The sequence below is a fragment of the Pseudomonas sp. UMAB-40 genome, from assembly GCF_900095275.1.
GTDB classification, from domain to species: domain Bacteria; phylum Pseudomonadota; class Gammaproteobacteria; order Pseudomonadales; family Pseudomonadaceae; genus Aquipseudomonas; species Aquipseudomonas mandelii_B.
This window is the reverse complement of record NZ_LT607554.1, coordinates 194,162-217,578: the sequence shown is the minus strand read 5'-3', so window position 1 is coordinate 217,578 and position 23,417 is coordinate 194,162. Positions and strand designations below refer to the sequence as shown.

Here is a 23,417-nt window from a genome sequence, read left to right as displayed (position 1 = left end):
ATGCAAGCCATCAAACTCTACAACTTCCCTCGCTCTGGCCATGCTCACCGTGTGGAGCTGATGCTGTCCCTGCTGCAACTGCCGACCGAGCTGATCTTTGTCGATCTGGCAAAAGGCGCACACAAACAGCCGGATTACCTGGCGCTCAATCGCTTTGGTCAGGTTCCGGTGATTGATGATCAAGGCGTGGTGCTGGCCGATTCCAACGCGATCCTGGTTTATCTGGCACAGAAATACGGTAATGGTCGCTGGCTGCCAACCGATCCGGTCGGTGCGGCCAAGGTGCAGCGCTGGTTTTCGGTCGCCGCCGGGCCGATTGCCTTTGGCCCGGCAAGAGCCCGGCTGATCACCGTGTTTGGTGCGCCTTACAACGCTGAAGAGGTGATCGCTTACGCCCACACCGTGCTCAAAGTGATCGATCAGGAACTGGCCGCCACCCCCTACCTTGTAGGCAACGAGCCGACCATTGCCGATGTTTCGGCCTACAGCTACATCGCCCATGCACCGGAAGGCAATGTGTCGCTGGACGACTACCCCAACATCCGCGCCTGGCTGGCGCGCGTCGAAGCCTTGCCGGGGTTTGTGGGCATGCCGCGCACCGTCGCCGGCCTGCAAAAAACAGCCTGATGCTCACGGCCCGATTCAGTCGGGCCGTTCTTGTTGCGCGCGATAAGCGCAGGGGAGAAGCCGTTATGGACCGTTCACCTTGGCACGCTGGCGAGAAACAGTTGCAGGCTCACGTAGGTGTAGCCGAGCGAATGGACACATTAGGTCGTAGGGTGATTCGCGGGGAGATGCCGGATCAGCACCGCCTGTTCTATCAGCAACTGCCGTTCATGCTGTACGGCGCGGTGGATGCTGACGGTAACCCTTGGGCCAGTATTCTTGAAGGGTCGCCGGGTTTTGCTCATTCTCCAGCACCTGCGCTGTTGCAGTTCGACAGCCTGCCCGGCAGCGACGACCCTGCGCAATTACAAGCGGGTGCGGCGATCGGTCTGCTCGGAATCGAGCTGCACACCCGGCGTCGCAACCGTATGAATGGTCGAGTCGACGCTGTCACCGCGAGCGGCTTCGGGGTGACGGTGGAGCAATCGTTCGGCAATTGCCCGCAATACATTCAATTGCGTCAGTTTCGCACGGAGCCCTTGGCGGACCCGGCAACCCGTGTCGCGCAGCATCTAAACGCGCTGGATGACGCGGCCCAAGCCATGATCGCCGGGGCCGATACCTTCTTTGTCGCCAGTTATGTGGACGTCGACGGCCAACGCTCGGTGGACGTTTCTCATCGCGGTGGCCAGGCCGGTTTCGTACAGGTGGAAGGTAATCGCCTGACCATCCCGGACTTTGCCGGCAACCTGTTCTTCAACACCTTGGGCAACCTGCTGATCAATCCTCGGGCCGGTTTGCTGTTCATCGATTTCAATACGGGCGATCTGCTGCACCTCAGCGGCCACGCGGAAGTCATTCTCGAAGGCCCGCAGGTCGAGGCTTTTCAGGGGGCCGAGCGGCTGTGGACCTTCGAGGTGGAACGCGTGGTGCGTCGGCCTGCGGCGCTGGCCTTGCGCTGGCGCTTCGATGGCGTGTCGCCCACCAGTTTACTGACCGGCACCTGGGCGCAGGCAAACGCACGCCTGCAAGCCAAGGCCCTGGGCGATCACTGGCGGCCGTTGCGGGTGGCGCGCATCGAACAGGAAAGCCACAACATCCGTTCGATCTATCTGGAGCCAGCCGATGACGCCGGGTTGCCGGTGTTTCAGGCCGGGCAGCATTTGCCCCTGCGATTCAACATTGCCGGCGATGTGCATATCCGCACGTACAGCCTGTCGAGCGCGCCGTCCGATGACTTTTTTCGCATCAGCGTGAAGCGTGAAGGCCTGGTGTCTTCGCACCTGCATGAGCAGATCCGGGTCGGCGATGTCCTGGAAGCCCGCGCGCCCCAAGGGCATTTCACCGTGGCGCCCCATGAGCGGCGGCCGCTGGTGCTGTTGGCGGCGGGTGTCGGCATCACGCCGCTGCTGTCGATGGTGCGTGAGGTGGTTTATCAAGGTCTGCGCACGCGGAGCATCCGCCCGACCTGGTTTTTCCAGAGTTCACGAACCCTGGCCGATCAACCGTTTCGTCCGGAGCTGGACCGCTTGCTTGATGGCCTCGGTGACGCGGTGCTCGTGCGGCGGTTGCTCAGTCAGCCGGAGCCGGATGCTCGCGAGGGGGAAGATTTTGACCTGACCGGGCGAATCGACGGCGACCTGCTCAAGACGATGCTTGAGGTGGAAGACTACGACCAGGTGGATTTTGTCCTCTGCGGCCCGGGCAGTTTTACCCAAGGGCTGTACGACACACTGAGGGACCTGGACATTCGCGACTCAAGGATTCATGCCGAAACCTTTGGCCCGTCGACGCTGCGTCGCACGCCGGACCCGGACGCCGTGGTCATCGAGCAACCACCGGCTGCCACGGTTTCGGTGCCGGTGGTATTCCAGCGCTCGGCCAAAGAGGCGCGCTGGCAGCCAGAGGGCGGCAGTTTGCTGGAACTGGCGGAAAGCCGCGGATTGCGCCCGGAATTCAGCTGCCGCGGCGGTTCCTGCGGGACCTGCAAGACCCGTCTGATCAGCGGGGCGGTGAATTATCCACAGCCTCCGGCGCAAGTGCCTGATGCGGGTGAGGTGCTGATTTGTTGCGCAGTGCCGGCGCAGGGTTCGCAGCCGTTGGTCCTGGATTTGTGAACAATCCAGAGCACCCAGAGAATCCCTTTGTGGGAGCGAGCCTACTCGCTCCCACAAAAAAGCGATTACGCGTAGGACAGGGATTTCTCTTCCAGCAGTTCTTCGTACAACGCCGTCCACTTGCGGCCCATTTCATCAGCTGTGAATAACTGCCGATACCGCGCCTCAGCCTTCGCGCCCATTTCCGCAGCACGTGTCGGGTTTTCCCATAGGGTTCGCATTGCTTCACGGAACGCCTGTGGATTACTCGGCGGCACCACCAGTCCGGTTTCGTTGTGGATATTGATGTAACTGGTGCCGGTGCCGATCTCGCTGGAGATCATCGGTTTGCCGTACATTGCGCCTTCGAGCAGCGAGATGCCGAACGCTTCGGAGCGCAGGTGCGACGGAAACACCACCGCGTAACTCAACTCCAGCAACGCTACCTTGTCCTCGTCACCCAAGCGCCCCAGGAAGTGCAGGTTCTGCAAACCCAAAGCCTTGGCCTGAGCATGCAGTTCGGCTTCCAGTGGTCCGGCCCCGACGATCACCACCGGATAATTCAGCCCTTGCATCGCGTCGAGCAAAATATGCAGCCCTTTGTAATAGCGCATGACGCCGACGAACAGGAAGAACCGGTCACCCACCTGTTTACGCCAGCGTTCAGTACGTGCAGCGTCGGGCTGTGGATAACCTGACTTGTCCAGCCCGTAGGTGATGACTCGGGTTTTCTCGCGGTAGTCCTGAAGCACATTGCTGGTGTGAAAGTAGTTGGGGGAGGCCGCGACGATTCGGTCGGCGCTGTCCAGAAAACGACGCATCAATGGACGGTAGAGTCTGAGCAAATGGCGCTGGCGAATGATGTCCGAGTGGTAGCTCACCACGCAGGGTTTTTGGGCGGCGCTGAAAAAATGCACCAGGTCCATGAAGGGCCAGGGGAAGTGATAGTTGACCACGTCGGCCTCAGCCGCCAGCTCACGAAACTGCTTGAAGATGCTGTAGGAAAAACCGGTGGAGGCCATCTGAAAATCCATCCGGGCCTGATGAACCTGATGCTGGCCAATCTGCAATACGCCAGGTGCCGGGTCGTTGCTCAACGTCAGTACCGTACTGTCGACCGAGTGGCGCGCGCCGCTCTCGCAGAGTTGAAAAATGACCTGTTCGATGCCACCCATCGAGTCCGGCAGGTAGGTCTTGTAAAAGTGCAGTACGCGCATATCAGTCTCCCATTGCCTGGCGGTAAGCGCGGGCCGTGGCCTTCGCGCAACGCTCCCAGGAAAAAAGCTTCGCTTGTTGCAAACCGGCTTCGCGACAGACCTGCCAATGCAGCGGTTCGTCGATGAGTCGGATCATGGCATCGCGCAAGGTGTCTGGATCGTCCGGTGCTATGTAGTTGCCGGCGTCGCCCGCGACTTCCGGCATGGCTGAATGTTGAGTCAGAATCACCGGGGTGCCGCTGGCCATGGCTTCCAGGACGGGCAGGCCGAACCCTTCGTACAACGAGGGAAAGATCAATGCCCGGGCGCCGGCCAGCAGCTGTGCCAGCGCTTCATCGGGCAGATAACCGAGCAGGCACACATCGCCAGTGGCCAGGGCGGCGCGCAATTCATCACTGAACTGTTCGCCCTGCCAACCGGCCATGCCGACGATCAGCAATGGAAAGCGCTGACGCACGGCTTCTGGCAATCGGGCGTGGGCGCGCAGGGCCAGCGTCAGTTTCTTGCGCGGCTCCAGGGTGCCGACGCACAGGAAGTATTCCCGCGCCTCGACGCCGTGAGTCTTGAGCACCGCGTCGATGGCTTCAGGTTCCCGTGGGTGGAAACGTGCGGCCACGCCCAGCGGTGCGACGACAAAGCGTTCGGCCGGCAGTGCGAAATAGGCCTGGGCCTCGTCAGCGATGTACTGCGAATCGGTGAGAATCAGACGCGCCCGCTGCACACCGTCGGCCAGGCGCCGCTCGATTTCCCGCAGGCGCGAGGGGGGTTGCGTTTCGGGGTAGTGCAGGTGCGTCAGGTCATGCAGGGTGATGACGGTCGGGCCGTCGAACGACAGCGGCCACAGGCTCGGTTCGTGATAGAGGTCGATGGTCTTCGAACGCCCCTGGTCGAAGCGTTTCTGCTCCAGCCAGCGCCGGGCTTGATAAGCCCCCGGAATCTGTCGCAGCAACGGCGTCAGTCGCGAATAGCCGGGCATCGCCGCTTCCGGCAAGTCCGAACTCCAGCCCCAACCGTGGAACAGTGCGAGTTCGACATCGGGCTCATCAGCAAGGGCGTTCGCCAGTTCGGCGACGTAATGGCCGATACCGGTGCGTGGGGCTTGAAGGATCCGGGCGTTAAGGGCAATTCGCATGTTGCCTCTCTTGCGCGACCGGCGCGTCTTTCAGATTGCGCAGGGTGCGTTCGGCCAGTTGCGCACTGGCTTCCCGCCAGCCGATCCACTGCCACTCCGCCACGCTACGGGCGGCCGGGAATTGCCCGGAGCGTTCGAAACCCGTGACCAGGTCTGCCAGGCTTTGCGGTTCGGCGAGGTCAAAATACGCCATGAACTCGCCACCGATTTCGCGAAAGATCGGAATGTCGCTGCCCATGGCCGGCAATCCGCGCTGCATCGCTTCGACCAAGGGCAGGCCAAAACCCTCGACCCAGGACGGAAACACCAGCGCGCTGGCGTGGGAATAGGCGTGTTCGAGGCTGGTGTCGCTCAGGTCGTTGAACATGAACAGGCGTTGGTTCAGCTGCGGGTGGTTGCGCACGCGGGCGAGCAGGGCGTCGCACTTCCAGCCGATGCGCCCGGCGATGCACAATCGGGCTTGCGAACCTGAGGCCCAGGCGCGTTCGAAAGCGTCGAGCAGGTAATCGTGGTTTTTACGCGGCTCGATGGTGCTAACCATCAAAAACACGGGTTCCGGTGTTTTGAACACGCGCGTCAGTCTCGGCTCGACGGCTGCAGAGGCTTCGCTCAGGTCCAGTTCGGAACCGAGGTGAAAATAGTCGAACCAAAGCGCCTCGGCTTCCGCCGGACCCAGCCGACGTTGCAGTTCTTCACGCACCTGATCGCGCACCGTGGCGGAGATCGCCACGTAGCCATCAGCGGTTTGGGTGATCCAGTTGAACCACTCGTTGAAAATCTGCACCAGCCGCGTGTCGTAGAACTGCGGGTGAGACAGCGGGATGAGGTCGTAGATCACCGAAACGATGCCCACACCTTCACGCTTGAGCTGTTCGGCAAACGGGAAGAAATCGCTGTGCCAGGAAGAGTCCAGCAACACCAGTTGATCACCCGGCTGATGTTGCAATGGCGAGCACCGTTTGGGCAGTTGATACTGGTTGATGGCGTCGATCAGGCGTAAAGGAATGCTGAAGCAGGTGATCGCCGTGAGGCGGTAGGCCACGTACAGCAGGCGTTTGACCACTCGCGAGTGACTGCGATTGTGCAAGCGTTGATGCAGTTGCCAGAAACGATGAGCCAGCCGTCCCAATCGTCCGGCGAAGGTCATCAAACCATCGAAAAACGGGATGTTCAACGCGCCGAGTTTCAACACCCGATAGAGTTTGCCCTTGAGCATCACGACGGGGATGCACTGCGCACCGTCGATACTTTCCGGCAGCTGGTTGATGACGTTACGCACCACCCGCTGAATGCCCGAATTGACCTTTGGGTGCAAGAAAACGTGGGTGCATTCCACCAGAAGACGCGTCATGGCGTGTGCTCCGAAACAATCGCCTCGGAGCGTGTAATGGTGGTTTTCGCCGCCAGCCACGAGCAGCCGACGAAGTCTTCATGCCGGTTGTTGATCACATGGAACACCAGCCCGTAATCGCGCCATTCGTAGTTGCGATCCAGATGCGAGTCCAGCCGCGACAGGCTCAGGGACACGGAATAGTTGCCCTTTCCCAAGCCCATGACGAAGGAAAAACGGTACGTGTAACGCTCCCCGGTGTGCAGATCGGTCAGGGCCTTGTCCTGACGATGGGTGTTGATGCCATACATCATCTGACCCAGACGGTCCTTGAGGATGAAGCCGAGCACTAATCGCTCGATGTCCTGACGGACTTCCACCTGGACTTCCAGCACTACGCTCTGACCGACCTCTGCAGCGTCGATGGACCGATCATTCTCGTCCAGCAACCGCACACTGAGAATGGCCGCTTCACCGGTGCCGGAAACGGTTTGGACTTCTCCGCCGGCGAGCATTTCCTGGCGGACCACCTGGCCTTCACGCTCGGCCATCAGGGCGTTGTAGTAATCCAGGACCGCTTCGGGTTTGCCGTACATGGCCATGCAGCCGTCTTTGAGCAGGATCGCCGAATCGCATATCGACTGGATGGCCGAGCGATCATGGGACACGATCAGCAGGGTGGTGCCGGCCTTGCGGAAGCTGCGGATGCGTTCGAAGCTCTTGTGCTGGAAGTAGGCATCGCCCACGGACAGGGCTTCGTCGACGATCAGGATGTCCGGCCGCCGTGCGGTGGCCACGCTGAACGCCAGGCGCATCTGCATGCCGCTGGAGTAGGTGCGCACCGGATGGTCGATGGCTTCGCCGATTTCCGCGAAACTTTCGATCTGTGGCATCAGCGCTTCGATGTCATCGACCTGCATGCCCAGCAATTGCCCTGCCATGATTGCATTCTGTCGGCCGGTAAAGTCCGGGTGAAAGCCCATGCCCAGTTCCAGCAGCGCCGCCACCCGGCCTTCGAGTTCGATCTTGCCGCAGGTAGGTTGGGTGGTGCCGGTGATCATCTTCAACAAGGTGCTTTTGCCCGCGCCGTTGGCCCCGACGATGCCCACCGCTTCACCGGGGGCAATCTCGAATTCGACGTTTTGCAGCACCCAGTGCTGGTGGTGACGCAGGGGCGAAAACGGGATCAGCCACTCGGCCAGTCGGCTCCAGCGGGTCGGGTATTGCTTGTAGGCCTTGCCCAGGCCGGTGACGCGAATATGCCCCATCAGAGTTCATCCACCATTTCACCGACACGCTGGCGAAACAGACGCAGACCGATCAGACAGAGCACCACGCCAGTGACAAAAATCGGCAGCAGCGAAGTCCAGACCGGCCATTGCCCATAAAGAAACATGTTTTGATAGCTGACAATCAGGTTGGTCAGGGGGTTGAGTTGCAGCAGGCGCTGAACCCAGTCCGGCAGGATGCTCATCGGGTACACAATGGGCGTCAGCCAGAACCAGAATTGCAGGCAGATGCCGAAGAGTTGCCCGACGTCCCGGAAGAATACGTTCAACACGCCGAGTACCATTCCCAGCCCGGCACAGAACATCATTTGCAACGCCATCAGCGGTATCAACGCCAGCAGCGCCATGCCTGGCCAACGTCCCGTGAATAGCAGAAACCCCAGAAAAAGGCCGATGATGATCGCGAAGTTGATGCCGGCGTTGATCAATACAATCACCGGCAGGCAGACCCGCGGGAAACTGATTTTCTTCAGCAGGTTGGCGTTTTCCAGAAACATGTTCTGGCTGCGCAGGGTGATTTCCGCAAACAGTCCCCAGGCGAGCAGGCCGCCGCACAGGTACACACTGTAGGCCATGCTGTCATCCACACCCGGCAGGCGGGCGCGCATGATGTGAGAAAAAATCACGGTGTAGACGATGATCATCGACAGTGGATTGAGCACAGGCCACAGGGCACCGAACAGCGAATTGCGATAACGCGCCTGAAACTCTCGCTGGACGCTACCGAGGATGAACCCTCGATAGCTGCACAGTGAGCGGTATAGGGAAAGCAGCATTCAAACCGTCCTGCCATATTGGTCTTCGAAGCGAACGATATCGTCCTCTCCCAGGTATTCACCGCTTTGCACTTCAATGATCACCAGGTCGATCACGCCCGGGTTTTCCAGGCGATGCTTGTGACCGGCGGCAATGAAGGTCGATTCGTTCTTGGCCACCAGGTGGGTGCCGGTGCCGTTGTTGGTGACCTTGGCCATGCCTTCGACGACCACCCAGTGTTCATTGCGGTGGTGGTGCATTTGCAGCGACAGCTTGGCGCCAGGTTTGACCACGATGCGCTTGATCTTGAAGCGAGGGCCTTCCTCGAGCACGGTGTAGGTGCCCCAGGGCCGGCTGACCGTGCGGTGCAGGCGATAGGCCTCGTGCTTTTTGTCCTTGAGCTGTTTGGCCACCCGGCGCACATCCTGAGCGCGATCGGCGTGGGCCACCAGCACCGCATCGGCGGTGTCGATGATGATCAAGTTATCCACACCCACCGCGGCCACCAGCCGGTCTTCGCTCTGGACGAAGTTGTTGTGGCTGTCGACGAACACCGCGTCACCGCTGGCCCGGTTGTTCTGCGCATCCGCCGGCACCAGCGCGGCCACCGCGCCCCAGGAGCCGATGTCGCTCCAGTCAAAACCGGCGGGCACCACGACTACTTTGTCGGAGCGTTCCATCAAGGCGTAGTCGATGGAGATGTCAGTGATCTCGGCGAACAACGCCGGGGATAATTCCTGTTGCAGGCACCCGGCTGTTTCCACGGGAGCGCTTTGGGTCATGCAGGTTTGCGTCTGCTCCAACAGGTCGGGGGCATGAATTTGCAATTCGGCCAGCACGGTCGTGACCGAGAAGCAGAACATCCCCGAGTTCCACAGGAACTTGCCGCTTTCCAGGTAATGGGTGGCGGTTTGCAGGTCCGGTTTTTCGACGAAACGCTGGACCTTCGCGGCGCCTTTTCCGTCCAGCGCCGCACCGGTCTCGATGTAGCCGAAACCGGTCTCCGGGGCCGTCGGCACCACGCCGAACGTCACCAGGAAACCATCCTTGGCCAGTGCCACGGCGTGTTCGACCGCAGACTTCAAGGCGTCTTCGTTGAGGATCAAATGGTCGGCGGGCATCACCACCATGATCGCGTCATCACCGTGCAGGGCTTGCAGTGACAGGGCGGCGGCGGCGATGGCCGGGGCCGTATTGCGGCCTGTCGGCTCCAGCAGAAAATGCCCGCGATGGCGACTTAGCTGCGCCTCCTGATAGTGATCCTTGCTCTGGAAGTAGTAGTCGCGGTTGGTCACCGTGACGATATCGCCCCAGCCATCGAGCAAACCGGCCGCTCGCCGATAAGTCTTGCCCAGCAGCGACTGACCGTCGGGCAGGGTCATGAACGGCTTGGGATGGCCCTCGCGGGACACCGGCCATAAGCGAGTACCGGCACCGCCGGAGAGAATCACAGGAATCAGCATGGCCTACTCCTTGGCGACGCGTTTCATGTCCGCATCCATCATCATGCGGATCAAGGTATCCAGGTCGGTTTTTGGCTTCCAGCCCAATACGCGCTGGGCTTTGGCCGGGTTGCCGAGCAGCACTTCGACCTCGGCCGGGCGGAAGAACGCCGGGTCGATTTTCACGAAGTCGCGGTAGTTCAGGCCCACGTGATCGAAGGCGATGCGGCACATCTCGCGCACGGTGGTGGTCACGCCGGTGGCGACCACAAAATCGTCAGGCTTGTCCTGTTGCAGCATCAGCCACATGGCTTCGACGTAATCGCCGGCAAACCCCCAGTCGCGTTTGGCGTCGATGTTGCCCAGCAGCAGTTCCTGCTGTTTTCCCTGTTTGATGCGGGCGGCGGCGTCGGTCACTTTGCGGGTCACGAACTCGATGCCGCGCAGGGGCGATTCATGGTTGAACAGGATCCCGCTGCTGGCGTGCAGGTTGAAACTTTCGCGATAGTTCACGGTGATCCAGTGGCCATACAGCTTGGCCACGCCGTAAGGGCTGCGCGGGTAGAACGGCGTGTTCTCGTCCTGTTGCTCGGCCTGGATCAGGCCAAACATTTCGCTGGTAGACGCCTGGTAAAAACGCGTGTGCGGACTGAACTGGCGGATCGCTTCGAGCAGGTGAGTCACGCCCAGCCCGTCAACGATGCCGGTGGTGACCGGTTGATCCCAGGAGGCCGCGACAAAGCTTTGCGCCGCCAGGTTGTAGATTTCGTCCGCAGCGGACTTGATCACCGCGCGCTGCACCGAGCAGGCATCGGCCATGTCACCGTCCAGGTAAACGATGTCCCCCTCGACCCCCATTTCACGCAAACGCCAGCGTGCATCGCTGCTGCGACGCGCCACCAGGCCGTGGACCTTATAACCCTTGTCCAGCAGCAGTTTGGCCAGATAAGCGCCGTCCTGACCGGTGATCCCTGTGATCAATGCACTTTTTGTCATTCTTCTTTTACTCGTTTCTCCCAGTCGGACAGGATCGCCCGCAGGGATTGTTGTGTTGTGATTTCAGGCGTCCATCCTGTGGTCTGGGCGAGCTTGGCAGAGCTGCCACAAACGCGACGCTGATCTGCGCGGCGAAGACGCGCAGGATCCTGAATCAATTGCATGTCGACCTGGGCGAGGTCCCCCAGTTGTTCGATCAGGCTGCGGATGCTCTGCTCGCGCCCCGAGCAAATGTTGTAGACCTGCCCCGGCGTGCCCTTTTCCAGCAGCGCCAGATAGGCCGACACCACATCGCCCACGTCCAGGAAGTCGCGTGTGACGTCGATGTCCCCGACTTCCAGTTGCGGGGCTTGCAGGCCTTGTTTGATGCGGTTGATCTGCCGCGCGGCGCTGGCGATGACGAAGCTGTCTTTCTGGCCAGTGCCGATGTGGTTGAACGGGCGGGCAACCAGTACCGGCCAGCCTTCGCTCAGGCCCCATTGCAGGCTGAGGAATTCGGCTGACAGTTTGCTCACGGCATACGGGTTGCGCGGGCAGGGTGGCTGGAGCTCGGTAATGGGCAAGTGTGATTCGGTCACTTGCCCGTAGACGTCGCCGGAGCTGACGTACAGGAAAGTCCCTTTGAAGCCGCGGGACTTGAGTGCCTGAAGCAGATTCAAGGTGCCGAGCAGGTTGATCGTCAGCGTGCGTGCCGGATCGCGGAAGGCTTCGGGAACGAAGGTCTGGCCGGCCAGGTGAATGACCGCGTCGGGCATCTCGGGCCAGAGGCCGTCGAGGGTGCCTGGCTCAGCAAGATCGTAACGGGCGGCGACAGGCAGAAGCGCCCATTCCGAGGCATCAGCCTTCAGGCGAGATTGGATGTGTTGTCCTACGAATCCGCTGAGACCCGTAATGAACAGACGCTTTTTCAAACAGCGGCCCCTTGGTCATACACTTCGTCCATTCCCCACAGGCTTTATGGAAATGTCTGACGGACCGGGTGGATTGCTTGGTCGAAAGACGGGCGAAATGTTTTGTTGTAGTTGTTTGGTAGCCAATCTGTGCCAATTGCGCAGCAATTTCAACAGGTCCCACCGTGACCGGTCAGTTCTCGTTAGCGTAGCCCGATTTATTCTCGCCGGGCGGTTCACGAATCCTCAGCGGATGTGTTTAGAATGCCCCTCGTCACGATTATCCAGGGTTCGGCCGGGTGGTATTCACGCCCCGCGAAACTGACCATTAAAACAAGAACGTAGACGGGCAAGAAGACGATGGACGACGACCGGAAAACGCCGGGTCGATCCGTGGCTTTGCCGTCATAGAGTGAGGCTGCCGGGATGGCGGCTTCATCGTGGGATGCCATGAATTTCATTCTTTACTCGGACGTCAACGACAGTTCCATCAGTCAGAGCCTTGGTCGTCCTGAATACAGTTATTACTTCGTGCTCAAGGCTTATCGCCCGGTGCTCGAAAGCCTCGGGCGGGTGCATGTGGTGTCCTCCACCGCCGAGGTCGATCCGCTCTATCGCCAATTGCTGGCCGCCGGCGAAGACAGCCTCTTCCTGTCGTTCACCCCGCCGCAGAAAACCCCGAACGACCTTGAATGCCCGACGATCTGCGTGGTGGCCTGGGAATTCGACTCCATTCCCGATGAGCAATGGGATAACGATCCACGCCAGGACTGGACGCAGATGCTGGCGCGCCAAGGCCGGGTCATTACGCTTTCCAGCCACACGGCCCGGGCGATTCGGCGGGCCATGGGTGAAGACTTCCCCGTGCTGGTCTTGCCCACGCCGTTGTGGGAGAACTTCGCAGACATTCGTAGCCGCCATGCCAGTGTCCCGGTCAATGCCGGTTCGACTCTCGACATCAAGGGCTGCCTCTTCGACACACGCACGCTTGGGCTGTCTGCCGATGCGCTGATTCCCGTACCGCCGACCGCCGAGGAACTGGCGGCGCTGGAGGCATTGAAACCGCCGCCGTTGACGCTAAAGCGCCGCTTCGTCATCGCTCGCCATTACCTGCACATGTGGCGCCGGGACATGGGAAAAACGCTGCCCGTCCCGCTGCATCGCACGCACTTTCTAAGCCAGTGGTACTGGGAGGGCATTCGCGACCTTCTTTCAGATGCTGCACATGAACGGCTTGCCGGGTACCTGCCGGCCATCGCCGGACCGCAGACGATGGCAGTGCCAGAACCTGAACCGCGCGATTGGCCGGACACCACCACCCAGGTCGAGACTCAGGTCGACGGCGTGGTGTACGTCACGGTGTTCAACCCCCGTGACGGTCGCAAGAACTGGCATCAATTGATCACCGCCTTCTGCTGGGCCTTCCGCGAAACGGATGACGCCACGCTGGTGCTGAAGATTACCCAGAGCGATCTTTCGTCCTACTACGACGAGCTGATGACCTTGCTCGCGCAACTCTCGCCGTTCGCCTGTCGGGTGGTGGTGATGCACGGTTACCTGGACGATCCGCAATACGCGCGGCTGTACGAAGCTGCCAGTTATTACGTCAACGCGTCGCGCTGTGAGGGTTTGTGCCTGCCGTTGATGGAGTTCATGGCCAGCGGTAAACCGGTGATCGCCCCGGACCACACCGCCATGGAGGATTACATCGATGAGCGTGTGGCGTTCGTGATCAAGTCCAGCGAAGAGCTGACCATCTGGCCGCAGGACACCCGGATCATCTACCGGACCCTGCGTTATCGACCTGACTGGGGCTCGCTGAAAACCGCCTACGAAAACAGCTACCGGATGGCCAAGGAGCAACCGTTGGAGTACCGGCGCATGTCGGGCGACGCGGTCGAGCGCATGCACGACTACTGCGCCTTCGCCCCGGTGCAGAAGCGCCTGGCGGATTTTTTCGGGCTGACGCCGCAGGCTTTGCCGACAGCGGCCGTGACGGATAACGCCTCATGCTGATCATCATTCATTCGGAAACCAACCAGCACACCATCGCCCAGAACCTTGGCCGTTCGGAGTACAGCTATTACTTCGTCCTCAAGGAATACCGGCCGGTGCTGGAGCGCCTGGGGCGCGTGGTGGAAGTCAGCGACCCGCAGACCGAAGTCGATGCCTTGTACCTCGACGCGCTGTCCCGGGGTGAAGACTGCGTGTTCCTGTCGTTCTCGCCGCCGCATTGCACGCCGGTGCACTTCGCCTGTCCGACGTTGCCGGTGTTTGCGTGGGAATTCAGCACCATTCCCAACGAGCCCTTTGCCGGTGAACCGCGCAATGACTGGCGCACGGTGTTGCACGCCACCGGCGCGGCGATTACCCATTCCGGCTACACGGTAAACGCCGTGCGCGAGGCGATGGGCGCCGACTATCCGATCGTCGCGGTGCCGGCGCCGGTGTGGGATCGATTCTCGGCGCGCGGCGCCCAGTTGCAACGTCAGCCACTGGCGAGTCAGGTGCGCCTGAAGATCAAAGGCCTGGTGGCCGACAGCCGTACCCTGGATTTGCGGGCCTTTGGGCCGGCGCAGTTACGCGCTGGCGAAGGTATCGATTTCGAAGCGCCGCCCCGTGAGCACGAGTTGGTGCTCGACGGCGTGATCTACACCTCGGTGTTCAATCCGGGTGACGGGCGCAAGAATTGGGAAGACATGCTCAGTGCCTTCTGCGTGACCTTCCGTGAAGTGGACGATGCGACGCTGGTGCTCAAACTGACCCACCACGATGCCGAAGAAGCGCTGACCGACATCCTTCACCATTTGTACAAAAACCAGTCCTATCGCTGCCGCATTGTGCTGATCTACGGCTACCTCGCGGATTCGGACTACGAGCAGCTGGTGCAGGCAACCAGCTACGTCGTGAATACATCCTACGGTGAAGGCCAGTGCCTGCCGCTGATGGAGTTCATGTCCTGCGGCAAACCGGCGGTCGCGCCACGCACCACGGCGATGATCGATTACCTGGATGCCGATAATGCATTCCTGATCGACTCTACCGACGAGCTGACGGCCTGGCCTCACGACCCGCGCAGGGCGTTCCGAACCCTGCGTTACGTGACGAACTGGGCGTCGTTGTGCCGCGCTTATCGGGCCAGCTATGACGTCGCCAAAAACGACGCCGAGCGTTACGCGCAGATGTCTGCGCATTCGGTGGCCAGCCTCGAAAAATTCTGCAGCCAGGCCACCGCCGAACAACGACTGAACGCCTTCTTCGCGCAGCTCCTTGAAACCCGCGTCGCTCTGGATACCCGCGAAGCATGATCCGCGCAGTGTTGAATGGGATGGATAACAGGGCAACGTCCAGGAGGACGGCATGAATAACGACAGACGGATCATGGACATCGAGTTGTTGCGTGGTATCGCGGTGCTCGGCGTGTTGTTCCATCACCTGCAAGACAGCCTGTTTGCGGCTCCGGTGCCGCTGTTGCAAGCCATCACCGCATGGGGTCAGCCGTGGTGGGGCGTCGATCTGTTTTTCGCCATCTCCGGGTTTGTCATCGCGCGCAGCCTGATCCCGGCGTTGCAGGGTTGCAGTACGCGTCAGGAGTATTGGCAGCAGACGCGCAACTTCTGGCTGCGCCGGGCCTTTCGCTTGCTGCCGTCGGCGTGGTTGTGGCTGGCGCTGATGTTGCTGGGCTGCATTTTTCTCAATCGCTCCGGGGCGTTCGGCACGCTGCACGCCAACCTTCAGGCAACCCTGGCCGGGGTCGCGCAGTACGCGAACTTCCGCTTCGCCGACAGCTTCTATAACTATGAGTACGGCACCAGTTTCGTGTACTGGAGCCTGTCGCTGGAGGAGCAGTTCTACCTGTTGTTTCCGCTGCTGATTCTGATCTGTCGCAAGCACTTGGTCTGGGCCTTGCTGGCGCTGGTCGCGGTGCAGTTGTTCACGTTGCGCACCCCGATCCTGATGGTGGTTCGCACCGATGCGTTGGCACTCGGCATCCTGTTGGCGATGTGGAGTGCGCAACCCTCGTATCTGCGCTGGGAGCCGACGTTCTTGCGCCGTCCACGGGCCGGGGTGACGGCATTGGTCGCGCTGTCGCTGGTGCTCAGTTTCATGGCGACGGATCGCTTCAACTTTACCAACTACCGCATCGGCACGATCGCCGTGTTGTGCGCGGTGCTGGTCTGGATCGCTTCCTACAATCGCGACTACCTGCTGCCACGGGGCGCGTTGAAAAACCTGATGACGTGGGTCGGCAGTCGCTCCTACGGAATCTACCTGATCCACATACCGGCTTATTTGCTGGTGCGCGAATTCACGTTCCGCTTGCAGGGCGCCGGTCTGCCCAATCCCGGCGGCCATCCGATCCTGACACTGATGATTGCTGGCGGTTTGATCGCTTTGTTGAGCGAACTCAACTACCGCTTCATCGAAATGCCCATGCGTAACCGCGGTGCCTCGCTGGTCAAACGCCTGGGCACGTCCCGAACAGCCGCCCAAACCTCTGGAGCTACCTCATGCTGAGCCTTTTGAAGAAACTCACGGCGGGTACGCCCGCTCCCGTGGCGCCTGTGGCGGACACGGTCGAGAAGGTCGATCCGTACATGCTCGGCCTGCACGACGCGATGCTCAGCGGCTGGTTCAATCAGCAAACCGGCGAGCTGTTCACCGGGTTCCCGGTGACCGCCGAGGACACGCTGCTGGACGTCGGCTGCGGTGACGGCGGTAACGTGCATTTCTGCGGCATGCGCGGGGCGAAGATCATCATCGCCGACATCGACGCGGACAAGGTTGAAGCCACCCGCCAGCGCCTGAGCGACACGCCGGCGCGTGACGTCGAATGCCACGTCACCGACTGCAATCCGCTGCCGATTGCCGATGCCACGGCCACCCGCGTGGTGTCCACCGAAGTCATCGAACACGTGGACGATCCGGCGCAGTTCCTTGCTGAACTGGTACGTGTCGGCAAACCGGGTGCGCTGTATTTGCTCAGCGTCCCGCACCCAAGCTCCGAAGACCTGCAAAAAGACATCGCGGCGCCCGAGTATTTCCAGAAACCCAACCACATTCGCATCATCAGCGAAGAGCAGTTCAAGGCAATGGTCAGCGATGCTGGCCTGGAAGTGCTCAGCCACAGCCAGTACGGGTTTTACTGGTCGATGTGGATGCTGTTGTTCTGGGAAGCCAAGGTCGATTTCAGCAATCCCGACCATCCGTTGCTCAACCACTGGGCCGACACCTGGCAGGCCATTCTGGCGTCGCCCCGTGGCGCGCAGATCAAACAGGCGCTGGACGCGGTCGTGGCGAAAAGTCAGGTGATCATTGCTCGCAAGCCTTAGCGACTGACTTGTGGGAGCGAGCTTGCTCGCGATAGCGATTTATCAGTCGACATCAATGTTGGCTGTTAATCAGCTATCGCGAGCAAGCTCGCTCCCACAGGTTTTGTGTACCCTGTAGCCCTGTGTTTCCAGGATCAGGGATTTCATGTTGTTAGTTCGTCTTTCTGTCCTGCTTGTTGCTCTGGCGCTGCTCAACGGTTGCGAGCAAACAGACGCGCCGCCGCTCGATCAGCAACTCTACGTCTGGCAGCGGCAATGGACGTCAGCCCATGACGCCGCCCTGCAAGATAGTCGCGCGGACTTTTCGACCTTGCGGGTGCTGGCCTTGCAGGCGTTTCCTCAGGCGGGCTGGAGCCGGGCGCGAATAGATCCGGCGCTGCTTAAACGCGATGGCCGGCCGCTGATTGCGGTGATCCGTCTCGATGGCCAACTCAAGGCGCTGGATCAGGGCGACGTCACGGCGCAGATCCAGCAAGTGCTCAGCGATTGGCAAGGGCAGGGGCTAACGCTCTCCGGCGTGGAAGTCGACCACGATGCCGGTAGCGCCCGGCTACCGGCTTACCGCGAATTTCTCACCCACCTGCGCGCGGTTTTACCCGCCGCTTTGCCGTTAAGCATCACTGCATTGCCGGCCTGGCTCGACAGCCCTGAATTGCCGGCACTCTTGGCGACCGTCGACAGCAGCGTGTTGCAGGTGCATGCGGTGAGCGATCCGCGTCGCGGCTTGTTTGACCCCGATCAGGCCCGGCAATGGGCCGAAGCCTGGGGCCGCATCACCTCGAAACCCTTTTACCTCGCACTGCCCGCCTATGGCGTGGCCCTGTTGCCGGGCACCAGCGGTGCGCCAGTCGTGGAAAGCGAAGTGCCCATCGAGCGCACCGGTAAACGCCAGGAATTGCTGGCGGACCCCTTGCAGCTGAGCACTCTCGCCGCCGAACTACGCGCCGACCCACCGGCGCATCTGGCCGGCCTGATCTGGTTTCGCCTGCCGCTGGCGGGTGATCGCCGGGCCTGGAGCCTGAACACGCTGAGGGCCGTGGTTCGCGGAGATTCGCTCGACAGTCGCTTGAGTGTGAAACTCATCGCGCAAGACGACCTCTATGACATCAGCGTCAGCAATCAAGGCAATCTCGACAACGCTTGGCCCGAACGCGTGACACTGGCGGTTCGCGGCTGCGATGGCGCCGATGCGCTGGCCGGTTATGCGTTGCAACAAAGCCCGGATCTGCTTACCTTCACCCGCTTGCGCGACGGCCGGATACCGGCCGGCGAGCAGCGCGCCATCGGTTGGGCACGCTGCGCACACATTGATCAAGGAGGTTCGAATGTTCACCCGTAACTGGCTCCGCCATTTGCTTTGCCTGGGCCTTAGTCTGCCGCTGGGTTCGGCGATGGCCTGCGGGCCGGACTTTCCGATGCGCTTGCTGGACAACCGCGCCCAGTCGCTGGCGGAGCTGCCGGAAGGCAACTTCCAATTCGAGATCAATCGCCTTGGGCATGTGATCGCCGGGCTCAAGAACGTTGCGACGTCCCCTTACAGCATGGAGTTGACCGACTACGCCGAGCAGCGGGACAAGGCCGAACAGGCCGGGTTGACGGTGGAGCAGCAAGCCCTGGTCAAACAACTGCGCGTGCTGACCGATGCCCATCAAGTCGAGACCCAAGGCGCGAGCCTGCCGGCCGAGCTTCGGTTCTATCTGGCGGGTGCGGTGGCGTTCAACGCCGGTGATCACGCGCTGGCCGCCGAGTACTTCCAGAAAGTGCTGGCGCTGCCAGCGGATCAACGCGCATTGCGCAGCACCTGGGCCGCTTATTCATTGGGCCGGACGCTGTTTGCCCAGAGCGCTGAAGCAGACGCAGCGCCTGACCTGTTGGCACAGTCGCGCAAAGCCTTCGAGCAGGCCCGTCAGCTGAGTATCGACGGCTACAGCGACCCGCTGGAACTGGGTGTCGCCAGCCTCGGCGAGGAGGCCCGCGTGGCGCGCACCGCTGGCGACTGGAACAGCGCCATCAACCTGTACGCCACGCAAAATCGTCACGGCTCGGCAGTGGGTTACACCTCGCTGAAGCTGTTGATGGCGGATCTGCTGGCAATGCCTGAAGATCAGTTGACCGAGTTGCTCAAGGGCAAACCGGTGCAGCAACTGGTGACGGCGTCGCTGATCAGTCGCCTGGGCTGGTCATTCGGTGATCAACCGCCGAACGAACTGAAGCTGATCAAACTTCTGCAAAGCAGCACCCGCGGCAGTCTGGACAACGCGGACCGACTGGCGGCGATGAATTATCAACAGGGTGATTACGTTAGCGCCAAAGCGTTCCTTGAGCATGCCGGGGACGGCGGTCTGGCGTGGTGGCTGCGGGCGAAACTGGCGTTGCGTGAGGGTGACAAAAGCGCAGCGGCTGCAGCGTATGCCAAGGCGGCCCAGGCCTTCCCGCAGAACGAGTCGTGGGGCGAGCGACGCACGCCTGACTATGATTTCGAAAGCCTGCAGCCCAAGTGCCGGGTCGAGGGTGAAAGCGCGATCCTGGCGCTGCAACGCGGGGATTACCTGCAAGCGTTCGATCAGCTTTATCGCAGCCAAAGTATCTATTGGTTCGATGCCGCGACCGTTGCCGAGCGGGTGCTGACCGTCGATGAGCTCAAGCATTACGTCGACACTCAAGTGCCGGCACCGCCAGCGCTGAGCCAGCAGGATCGTGACAACTACGTGCCCTTGCCGGTGGCGGCGCAACTGCGCAATCTGCTCGGGCGTCGGTTGTTGCGCGAGGAGCGCTACGACGAAGCGTTGGTGTACTTCGACAATCCCGATCTACAGAAAAAAGCCCGGTTTTATGCGCAACAGCGGCAGTTGGCCGATGCGGCGTGGTGGCCGACCAAACGCGCCGCCGCCCTGTTCAACGCTGCCTGGACGGCGCGCGATTGGGGCATGGACATTCTGGGTTATGAAATGGCCCCGGACTACGCCACGTTTGGCGGCAATTACAGCCTGGAGACGACTGAACTGAAGGTCGGCCCATTGGTGGCCGAAAGTGAAGTCCAGCGCCAGCAATCCAGTGCCGCGAAGCCTGACGAGCGCTACCACTATCGATTCGTCGCCACGGCCTTGGCCAGTCGCGCCGCCGATAACCTGCCTCACACCAGCCAGGCCTTTGCTGCCGTGTTGTGCTCGGCGGCGGGGTGGAACAGCAGCCTTGAAGACCAAAGTGCGCTGTACCAGCGCTATGTCAAAGAAGGGCCCTATGTGGCTTGGGCGGGGGATTTCGGCCACCAGTGCCCGTATCCCGACTTCGAGAATGCCAGCAAACGTTATGTCACCCAGGCGACTGACGCCGCCCGTTCGGTGCTGCGGCCGTACAAGTGGCCGTTGCAGATCGGTGGTGTTATCGCAGTGACGGCCGCGGCGCTGGTGTTGATCAACCGGCGCCGCCGTAAAGCGCAGTAAGGCTCAGGCCTGTTGAACAAAGGTCAGCCGCACGGCGAAGCCGATCAACAAGCTGCCGAACAACCACTGTTGCAGGCGCTGGGCCGAGGGACTGCGTTGCAGCCAGCGGCCGAGTGCGGCGCCGGTCAAGGCGTAGGCGCTGTCGAACAGCAAACCGGTGCCGACCAGCAGCATGCCCAATACCGCAAATTGCGCGAGCACCGGTCCGGCGTGAGGGTTGATGAACTGCGGCAATAACACTGAGCAGAACAGCAACGCTTTGGGGTTGAGCAGGTTGGTCAGCAAGCCGCGCTGGATTGCGTCTTGCCATCGAGGTTGTTCGAGGGGGGTGTTGCCGCCATTCAGGTTCGGCAACATCGTGGTTCGCAGGCACTGAATGCCGATCCACAGCAGGTAAGCGGCCCCCGCCAGGCGCACCACGTCGAAGGTCCACGGCGCGGCTTTGAACAGCGCCGCCAGCCCCAACGCGGCCAACGCCACATGACAACCACGAGCAATGCCCAGGCCCACCGCCGTTGCCAACGCCGCGCCTTTGCCCTGACGGGCGCCGGTTTGCAGGAGCAAAATCATGTCCGGGCCGGGCAACAGATACACCACCGCCAGCGCCATGAAAAACAGCCAGAGTCCTTCCACGTTGCACCCCATTCGTTTGTCGATTCGGTAGCGTCAGTCTAGGGCTCAAGGGTGGGGCAGGTGCTTGCGTAGTCAGCTTCTAAACGCTTTGGAATTGGCATAACCTGCCACTTTGTGACGAACAAACCATCAGGATCTACCAAGCCATGAAACTGGATGCCTACGACCGAAAGATTCTCGCGGCCCTGCAACGGGACGGGCGCTTGAGCAATGTGCAATTGGCCGAGGAGATCGGTTTGTCCGCTTCCCCCTGTTTGCGCCGGGTGCGGATGCTGGAGGAGGCCGGCGTGATTCGCGGCTATCAGGCCAATCTTGATCGTGACGAAGTGGGGCTTGGGCTGACGGTGTTTGTCGGGGTCAAGGTTGAGCGCCACAACGATGAGCAGGCCGAAGCTTTTCGCCTGGCCGTCACGGCACTGCCGGAGGTGATTTCGGCGTTCCTGGTGTCAGGGGAATCGGATTTTCTGCTGCAAGTGGTGGTGCCGGATTTGCGCGGGTATGACCGCTTTCTCACGGAACGACTGCTGAAATTGCCGGGCGTGAGCGACATCCGCAGCAACTTTGCGATTCACACGGTGAAGACGCCGGGGGCGTTGCCGTTGGGGCATTTGCCGCTTTAGACCGAGCAGGATCGTTCCCACGCTCTGCGTGGGAGCGATCATCTGGCAGGCTGGCTTACATCTGCGTCGCCATCCCCTCCACATTCATCGCCGCCTGACGCAACGCCTCGGATCGCGTTGGATGCGGATGGCATGTCAACGCAATGTCCTCAGCCGATGCGCTGAACTCCATCGCCACACAATATTCACCAATCATTTCACTGACACTCGGCCCCACAAGGTGCACGCCGAGAATCTCGTCGGTGCGCTCATCGGCCAGCACTTTGGCAAAGCCTTCTGTCTCGTGGTTGATCTTCGCCCGGCTGTTGGCGGTGAAGGGGAATTTGCCGACCTTGTAGGCACGGCCTTCAGCCTTGAGCTGCTCTTCAGTTTTGCCGACGCTGGCCAATTCAGGCTTGGTGTAGATGACGTTGGGGATCAAGTCGTAATTGACCTCGCCTGCCTTGCCGACGATCTGCTCGATGCAGGCCATGGCTTCGTCTTCGGCCTTGTGCGCGAGCATCGGCCCGGACGTGACGTCGCCGATCACCCACACCCCCGCAGCTTCGGTGCGGTGGCCCTTGTTGGCGAGCATGCCGCGCTTGTCAGTGGTGAGGCCAACGTTCTCTAGCCCCAGGCCCTGGGTATAAGGCCGGCGGCCGATGGACACCAGTACGTAATCGGCTTCGATCAGCTCGGCGGTGCCGCCAGCCGCGGGCTCGACGCTGAGCTGGACGCCGTTTGCCGAGGTGGTGGCGCTGGTGACTTTCGAGCTCAACTTGAAGCTGATGCCCTGTTTGCTCAACGAACGCTGCAGGGTTTTACCCGCCTCACCATCCACGCCGGGGCAGATCCGGTCGAGAAATTCGACCACCGTCACCTGAGCGCCCAGGCGCCGCCACACCGAGCCCAGCTCCAGGCCGATGACGCCGGCCCCGATCACCACCAGGTGCTTCGGCACTTCGGCCAGCGACAATGCGCCTGTGGAATCGAGGATGCGTTTGTTATCGATCTCGACGCCGGGCAGGGGAGTGGGCTCGGAGCCAGTGGCGATGATGATGTCCTTGGCACTCAGTTCGGTCTTGCCGCCCTGGCTGTCGGTCACCGTCACTTTGCCCGGCCCGTCAATATGGCCCCAGCCTTTGATCCAGTCGACTTTGTTTTTGCGAAACAGAAATTCGATGCCCTTGGTCAGCCCGGTCACGCTTTCATCTTTCTGCTTCATCATCTGGGCGAGGTTGAGGGTGGGTTTGACCTCGATGCCCAGGTTGGCAAATTCCGAGCCCATGGCCGCGTCGTAGAGTTCCGAGGCATGCAGAAGCGCCTTGGAGGGCATGCAGCCGACGTTAAGGCAGGTGCCGCCGAGCGTCGCCCGACCTTCCACGCACGCCGCTTTCAGGCCCAGTTGGCCTGCGCGGATCGCTGCGTTGTAGCCGCCGGGGCCACCGCCCAGTATCACGACGTCATAAGTGCTCATGGATGTACTCCTGGACTGAAAGGGGAATGGGCTGGATAACCGTAGTCTTTGATTAAAATTACGGACGTAATATGTGCGTTTGTGGGTATTTCGGTCAAGGCTTCAGCAAGGCGACAGGTTGGGCATCTTTAGATAGAGCGATTTAGTACAAAAATTTCACTACTTTCGTTATATGGTA

General features: G+C 60.9%; 19 protein-coding genes. 9 read left to right on the top strand and 10 right to left on the bottom strand.

The features are described from left to right. Entirely contained in the window at positions 1–627 is a 627-nt protein-coding gene (locus tag K0F88_RS07425; RefSeq protein ID WP_094469869.1) for a glutathione S-transferase family protein, read from the top strand. Positions 628–692: 65 nt separating this feature from the next. After that, positions 693–2,723 (top strand): pyridoxamine 5'-phosphate oxidase family protein, encoded by a 2,031-nt coding sequence (locus K0F88_RS07420; RefSeq protein ID WP_094469870.1) that lies wholly within the window; start codon positions 693–695, stop codon positions 2,721–2,723. Between the two features lie 65 nt (positions 2,724–2,788). On the opposite strand, the gene K0F88_RS07415 is transcribed toward K0F88_RS07420, so the two are convergent. The 8 genes from K0F88_RS07415 to K0F88_RS07380 are packed head-to-tail and all read right to left on the bottom strand — an operon-like array spanning position 2,789 to position 11,775. Then, positions 2,789–3,919: a glycosyltransferase family 4 protein gene (locus K0F88_RS07415; protein WP_094469871.1), complete on the bottom strand. Its 1,131-nt coding sequence runs from the start codon at positions 3,917–3,919 to the stop codon at positions 2,789–2,791. Position 3,920: 1 nt separating this feature from the next. Next, complete coding sequence (locus K0F88_RS07410; protein WP_094469872.1) at positions 3,921–5,051, bottom strand: glycosyltransferase family 1 protein; 1,131 nt, start codon at positions 5,049–5,051, stop codon at positions 3,921–3,923. Beyond that, complete coding sequence (locus tag K0F88_RS07405; RefSeq protein ID WP_094469873.1) at positions 5,035–6,402, bottom strand: glycosyltransferase family 1 protein; 1,368 nt, start codon at positions 6,400–6,402, stop codon at positions 5,035–5,037. Before K0F88_RS07405 ends, K0F88_RS07410 begins: the two co-directional genes overlap by 17 nt. Then, on the bottom strand, positions 6,399–7,649 hold the full coding sequence (locus K0F88_RS07400) for an ABC transporter ATP-binding protein (RefSeq protein WP_094469874.1): 1,251 nt from the start codon (positions 7,647–7,649) through the stop codon (positions 6,399–6,401). The genes K0F88_RS07405 and K0F88_RS07400 overlap by 4 nt, the downstream gene beginning before the upstream one ends. Next, entirely contained in the window at positions 7,649–8,446 is a 798-nt protein-coding gene (locus K0F88_RS07395; RefSeq protein WP_094469875.1) for an ABC transporter permease, read from the bottom strand. The genes K0F88_RS07400 and K0F88_RS07395 overlap by 1 nt, the downstream gene beginning before the upstream one ends. Further along, on the bottom strand, positions 8,447–9,889 hold the full coding sequence (locus K0F88_RS07390; protein WP_219094705.1) for a mannose-1-phosphate guanylyltransferase/mannose-6-phosphate isomerase: 1,443 nt from the start codon (positions 9,887–9,889) through the stop codon (positions 8,447–8,449). It abuts the gene before it with no gap. 3 nt (positions 9,890–9,892) lie between these two features. Further along, complete coding sequence (gmd, locus tag K0F88_RS07385) at positions 9,893–10,864, bottom strand: GDP-mannose 4,6-dehydratase (protein ID WP_094469877.1); 972 nt, start codon at positions 10,862–10,864, stop codon at positions 9,893–9,895. After that, a complete protein-coding gene (locus K0F88_RS07380; RefSeq protein ID WP_094469878.1) occupies positions 10,861–11,775 on the bottom strand; it encodes a GDP-mannose 4,6-dehydratase in 915 nt (304 codons plus the stop codon). Before K0F88_RS07380 ends, gmd begins: the two co-directional genes overlap by 4 nt. A gap of 429 nt (positions 11,776–12,204) precedes the next feature. Between K0F88_RS07380 and K0F88_RS07375 the strand changes: the two genes are divergently transcribed. From K0F88_RS07375 to K0F88_RS07350, 6 genes are all read left to right on the top strand, one after another. Further along, on the top strand, positions 12,205–13,770 hold the full coding sequence (locus K0F88_RS07375; protein ID WP_255142132.1) for a glycosyltransferase: 1,566 nt from the start codon (positions 12,205–12,207) through the stop codon (positions 13,768–13,770). Continuing rightward, positions 13,764–15,062 (top strand): glycosyltransferase, encoded by a 1,299-nt coding sequence (locus K0F88_RS07370; RefSeq protein WP_094469880.1) that lies wholly within the window; start codon positions 13,764–13,766, stop codon positions 15,060–15,062. Before K0F88_RS07375 ends, K0F88_RS07370 begins: the two co-directional genes overlap by 7 nt. Positions 15,063–15,114: 52 nt before the next feature. Beyond that, positions 15,115–16,272 carry an acyltransferase gene (locus tag K0F88_RS07365; protein WP_219094704.1) on the top strand — a complete coding sequence of 386 codons (1,158 nt, stop codon included), beginning with the start codon at positions 15,115–15,117 and terminating at the stop codon, positions 16,270–16,272. Beyond that, a complete protein-coding gene (locus K0F88_RS07360; protein WP_094469882.1) occupies positions 16,266–17,087 on the top strand; it encodes a class I SAM-dependent methyltransferase in 822 nt (273 codons plus the stop codon). Before K0F88_RS07365 ends, K0F88_RS07360 begins: the two co-directional genes overlap by 7 nt. A 145-nt stretch (positions 17,088–17,232) precedes the next feature. Continuing rightward, positions 17,233–18,426, top strand: a complete 1,194-nt coding sequence (locus K0F88_RS07355; RefSeq protein ID WP_094469883.1) for a DUF3142 domain-containing protein — start codon at positions 17,233–17,235, stop codon at positions 18,424–18,426. Then, complete coding sequence (locus K0F88_RS07350; RefSeq protein ID WP_219094703.1) at positions 18,413–20,530, top strand: hypothetical protein; 2,118 nt, start codon at positions 18,413–18,415, stop codon at positions 20,528–20,530. The genes K0F88_RS07355 and K0F88_RS07350 overlap by 14 nt, the downstream gene beginning before the upstream one ends. Positions 20,531–20,533: 3 nt before the next feature. On the opposite strand, the gene K0F88_RS07345 is transcribed toward K0F88_RS07350, so the two are convergent. After that, positions 20,534–21,163, bottom strand: a complete 630-nt coding sequence (locus K0F88_RS07345; protein ID WP_094469913.1) for a LysE family translocator — start codon at positions 21,161–21,163, stop codon at positions 20,534–20,536. Between the two features lie 146 nt (positions 21,164–21,309). On the opposite strand from K0F88_RS07345, the gene K0F88_RS07340 reads away from it, so the two are divergent. Next, entirely contained in the window at positions 21,310–21,783 is a 474-nt protein-coding gene (locus tag K0F88_RS07340) for an Lrp/AsnC family transcriptional regulator (protein WP_219094702.1), read from the top strand. A gap of 55 nt (positions 21,784–21,838) precedes the next feature. On the opposite strand, the gene lpdA is transcribed toward K0F88_RS07340, so the two are convergent. Further along, positions 21,839–23,239, bottom strand: a complete 1,401-nt coding sequence (gene lpdA, locus K0F88_RS07335) for a dihydrolipoyl dehydrogenase (RefSeq protein ID WP_094469886.1) — start codon at positions 23,237–23,239, stop codon at positions 21,839–21,841. Positions 23,240–23,417 lie beyond the last annotated feature (178 nt).